The sequence below is a fragment of the Paraburkholderia sp. genome, from assembly GCF_036488795.1.
Classification (GTDB): Bacteria; Pseudomonadota; Gammaproteobacteria; order Burkholderiales; family Burkholderiaceae; genus Paraburkholderia.
The window spans coordinates 1-3,982 of record NZ_DASXHA010000093.1 but is presented as its reverse complement, the minus strand read 5'-3'; the positions used below and the strand labels follow the sequence as shown (position 1 = coordinate 3,982).

The 3,982-nt window shown below is 62.7% G+C and carries 3 protein-coding genes; 1 reads left to right on the top strand and 2 read right to left on the bottom strand.

The features are described 5' to 3' along the window. The coding region (locus VGH41_RS12535) for a glycosyltransferase (RefSeq protein WP_414696643.1) at positions 1–632 on the bottom strand (632 nt) is incomplete at its 3' end. Further along, positions 629–1,903, bottom strand: coding sequence for an oligosaccharide flippase family protein (locus tag VGH41_RS12530; RefSeq protein ID WP_331597762.1), 1,275 nt, complete (start codon positions 1,901–1,903; stop codon positions 629–631). The genes VGH41_RS12535 and VGH41_RS12530, both read right to left, overlap by 4 nt. A 264-nt stretch (positions 1,904–2,167) precedes the next feature. Here VGH41_RS12530 and VGH41_RS12525 point away from each other — a divergent pair, with 264 nt between their 5' ends. Then, on the top strand, positions 2,168–3,562 hold the full coding sequence (locus VGH41_RS12525; RefSeq protein WP_331597761.1) for a phosphomannomutase/phosphoglucomutase: 1,395 nt from the start codon (positions 2,168–2,170) through the stop codon (positions 3,560–3,562). The last annotated feature ends 420 nt before the right edge of the window (positions 3,563–3,982 follow it).

Below are 3,982 nucleotides of genomic sequence, written 5' to 3'. Positions count from 1 at the left end.
CGTTCCATCAGCCGCAGGAACAGGTCCAGATCTTCGGCGGAACGGTAAGCGGCGCGGTAGTTGCCGACGGCGCGTACCGCGTCGATACGCAACATCATGGAAGGGTGCGCGAGGCAACTGCGATAAAAGCGCAGGCGGCGGATCGCGGCCGGCTCGGAGGGTGGCGTCAGCATGAAGAGCGGCCGGCCGTCGCGCGTGACCACCTGGGTCCACATGCCGAGGCCCTCAACCTGCGGATGCGCCTCCAGATAAGCGCGCTGCTTCGCGAGCCGGTGCGGCACCGTCAGGTCGCCCGCGTCGATTCGCGCGGCGTAGCGGAAGCCGCGCTCGGCAAGCGCGTCGATGCCGGTCTGCAGCGCCTTTTCGATGCCGCTGTTGTGCGGCATGCGCAAGACTTCGATGGACAGGTTCGGCAGGGCAGGCGCGACGATGGCGGGCGTGCTGCCATCGTCGACGATCAGCACGTGAATCAACGCGTCTTCGCTAAACGACGCGAGTGTGCGTTCGACATCGGCCTGGCCGTTGTACGCCGGGATCAATACCGCGACGTCGTCAAGCGTCGTCGCCGATGTGAGTGGCGGCGAACTCAACGAGCCGGAGGGGCGTTGCGCGGATGCGGGTGAATGCGTCATGGGCGCAATTTGAAGCGGATGTAATAGAGGTTGACCGACACCGCAGCCAGATACCCGCACGCGAGTCCCACCAGCGCGCCGTAGGCGCCCATGCGAGGAATCGCCAGCAGATTGACGACGAATGCCACGGCCAGTGCCAGCAGCCATTTCGACAACAACACGAATTTCGCCTGGTATTTCAGCACGATCAGATTGCCGATTGCCTCGATGCCCGCCGGCACGGACAACCACACGGCCCAGCGGAAAATCTCGATGGCGCCTTCGTAAGCCGGACCGAACACGCGGCGAATGATGATGCCGGCCAGCAGATCGAGCACGACGGCGCCGGCCACCATCAGCGCGGCGGCCATGGCCGTCAGGCGCCACATGTTACGACGCAGATGCGAGCTTGCCTGCACCCGATAGACGAAGGCCGGCGCAATGGTCTGCGCGAGCATCAGCGCCAGCGCGATCCAGTTTTCGTTCAGTTGCTGCGCGGCCGAATAGCGTCCGAGGTCGGCGAACGAGATGGTCCGCTCCAGCATCAGCCGGTCGAGTTTCAGGAACAGGTACATACAGATCAGGCCGAGCCAGAACACCGTGCCTGCGGTGGCGAAATGCCGGAACAGCGCACGGTCCAGATGCCAGCCGAGCTTGCCGCCATGACGCCGGATGTAATAGACGAGCAGCACACCGCCGATCGCCGCCGACTCCAGCGCCCACAGCCAGCCGAAGCGCGCCGGGGTGGCCGCGGCCCGCACCAGCAGATAGACGAGTGCCGCCTTCGCCAGCGCCGTGCTCATGCTGGTGAGCAACTGCGGCTTGCTGTAGGTCATGCTTTGCAGCCACGAATTGATCACGCCGACGAACGGCTCGCGAAACAGCATGGTCACGGCGAGGCCGGCCAGCATCGCGCCGACCAGCGGGTCGGTGAGTCCGGCGGCAATGCCGGCCCAGCTCAACAGCAGCGCAGCCGCCGACACCGACAGGCGCAACGCAAAGGCACTGCCGAGCACGGTGCCCAGTTGCCCGGGCGGCCGGTTGACGATAGTGGGCACGAGGATTTCGGCGCCGCATACCCAGGTGATGGGCGAGAGTACCAGCAGCAGGGTATTGGCGTACTGCCATTTGCCGAAGACGTCCGGCCCGAAGTAGCGCGCCAGCACGCCGCTGATCAGGATCGCCACGCCGATCTGCGTGACACGCTCGAGTCCGAGCCAGACGATATTCGTCAGTGCCCGCGTGACGTCGGGGTTGGCAAAGCGGCCAGTCAGGCGTTTGAGCGTCAGCATCCAGCTTCTGCCCGCCTGGTCTGCGTGGCCGGTTGCGACGCGGCTGTCTGTGCGCTTGCCCACCTGGCCCTATGAAGCGGCAACTTTACGAGCGGAGGGCGTCTAAGCATTAGAATAGTCGTCTGCAAGGCGTGTCAGAAAAGCGCAATTATAAGTTGGAACCGGATCGCTTCCGGCAAGGGGGTAGCGCGTTGACCAACGAAGGCCGCCGATCACCAGAAGGTGCCGGTCAAAAATTTTCCATTGCACGCAAGTGAGCCAACCATGATCTCCAAATCCATTTTCAAGGCATATGACATTCGCGGTGTGATCGGCAAGACGCTGGATGCCGATACCGCCCGCCTGATTGGCCGCGCATTCGGTAGTGAAGTGCGTGCTCAAGGGGGCGACGCTGTTGTCGTGGCACGTGACGGGCGCCTGTCGGGCCCGGATCTGATTGCGGCGTTGTCGGACGGCCTGCGCGCGGCTGGCGTCGACGTGGTCAATGTCGGCATGGTGCCGACGCCGGTCGGCTACTTCGCTGCCAGTGTGCCGCTCAAGCTGGCCGGTGGCGAGCGCCGGGTCGACTCGTGCATCGTCGTGACCGGCAGCCACAATCCGCCCGACTACAACGGCTTCAAGATGGTGCTGCGCGGCGCGGCCATCTACGGCGAGCAGATCCTTGGATTGCATCAACGCATCGTCGACGACAATTTCTCGAGCGGCAGCGGCAGCTACACGGAGTACGACATTGCGGATGCGTACCTCGAGCGGATCGTCAGCGACATCAAGCTGGCGCGTCCGCTGAAGATCGTCGTGGATACCGGCAATGGCGTCGCCGGTGGGCTTGCGCCGAAGCTGTTCAGGAAGCTCGGCTGCGAACTGGTCGAGCTGTTCACTGAAATCGACGGTAATTTTCCGAATCACCACCCGGACCCGGCTCACCCGGAAAACCTCCAGGACGTGATCAAGGCGCTGAAAGAAACCGACGCCGAAATCGGCTTCGCGTTCGACGGCGACGGTGACCGCCTGGGCGTCGTCACGAAAGACGGCCAGATCATCTATCCGGACCGTCAACTGATGCTGTTCGCCGAAGAAGTGCTGTCGCGCAACAAGGGCGCGCAGATCATCTACGACGTGAAGTGCACCCGTAATCTGGCGAAGTGGGTCAAAGACAAAGGCGGCGAGCCGCTGATGTGGAAGACCGGCCACTCGCTGGTGAAGGCCAAGCTGCGCGAAACCGGCGCACCGCTGGCGGGCGAAATGAGCGGCCACGTGTTTTTCAAGGACCGCTGGTATGGCTTCGACGACGGCTTGTACACGGGTGCGCGTCTGCTGGAGATTCTCGCGCGCGTGGCGGATCCGAGCGCGCTGCTCAATTCGCTGCCGAACTCGCATTCCACGCCGGAGCTGCAACTGAAGCTCGAAGAGGGCGAAAACTTCGAACTGATCGCGCGTCTGCAGAAGAGCGCCCAGTTTACGGGTGCGGACGACGTCGTGAAGATCGACGGTCTGCGGGTCGAGTATCCGGACGGTTTCGGTCTGGCGCGTTCGTCGAACACGACACCGGTGGTCGTGATGCGCTTCGAAGCGGATAACGACGCCGCTCTCGCGCGCATTCAGGAAGACTTCCGCCGCGTGATCCTGGCTGAGAAGCCGGACGCCAAGCTGCCGTTCTAAAGCGGTACGTTTGAAGGGAGCGCCGACCGGATCGGCGCTCCTCCTCGCTGTCTTTCTCCCTGTAGTTCATCTCCCCACCTGGCGCGCACGCACTCACTGCAGGCCGCGTAGGCGCGTCTCGCTTTCCGGATGCTTTCAGTTTCCGCGCCAAACATTACATAGTGGTTTCATTTAGTAATCTGGCGAAATATTCGTCGTATCAAAGAAGTTCCCGGGTCTTGAAATATTTTGTCACACGTGAAATGATAGCTATTCGCATTTAACTTCAACGCCAGCCCACCGTTTTCTTCCCGTAGTCAGAGAAGCGGCCAGCCAGCCGCCGCACCGACTGTCATGCCAGCGCCGCCGAGGCAAGCGCGCGGTTTGACACGAACCACCTCTGACGGGATCACTATGTTCAACACAACGCCGCTAGCGACA

Coding starts and splice junctions, on each gene's coding strand:
- VGH41_RS12530 (WP_331597762.1), bottom strand. CDS start 1,903: ATGCTGACGCTCAAACGCCTGACTGGCCGCTTTGCCAACCCCGACGTC.
- VGH41_RS12525 (WP_331597761.1), top strand. CDS start 2,168: ATGATCTCCAAATCCATTTTCAAGGCATATGACATTCGCGGTGTGATC.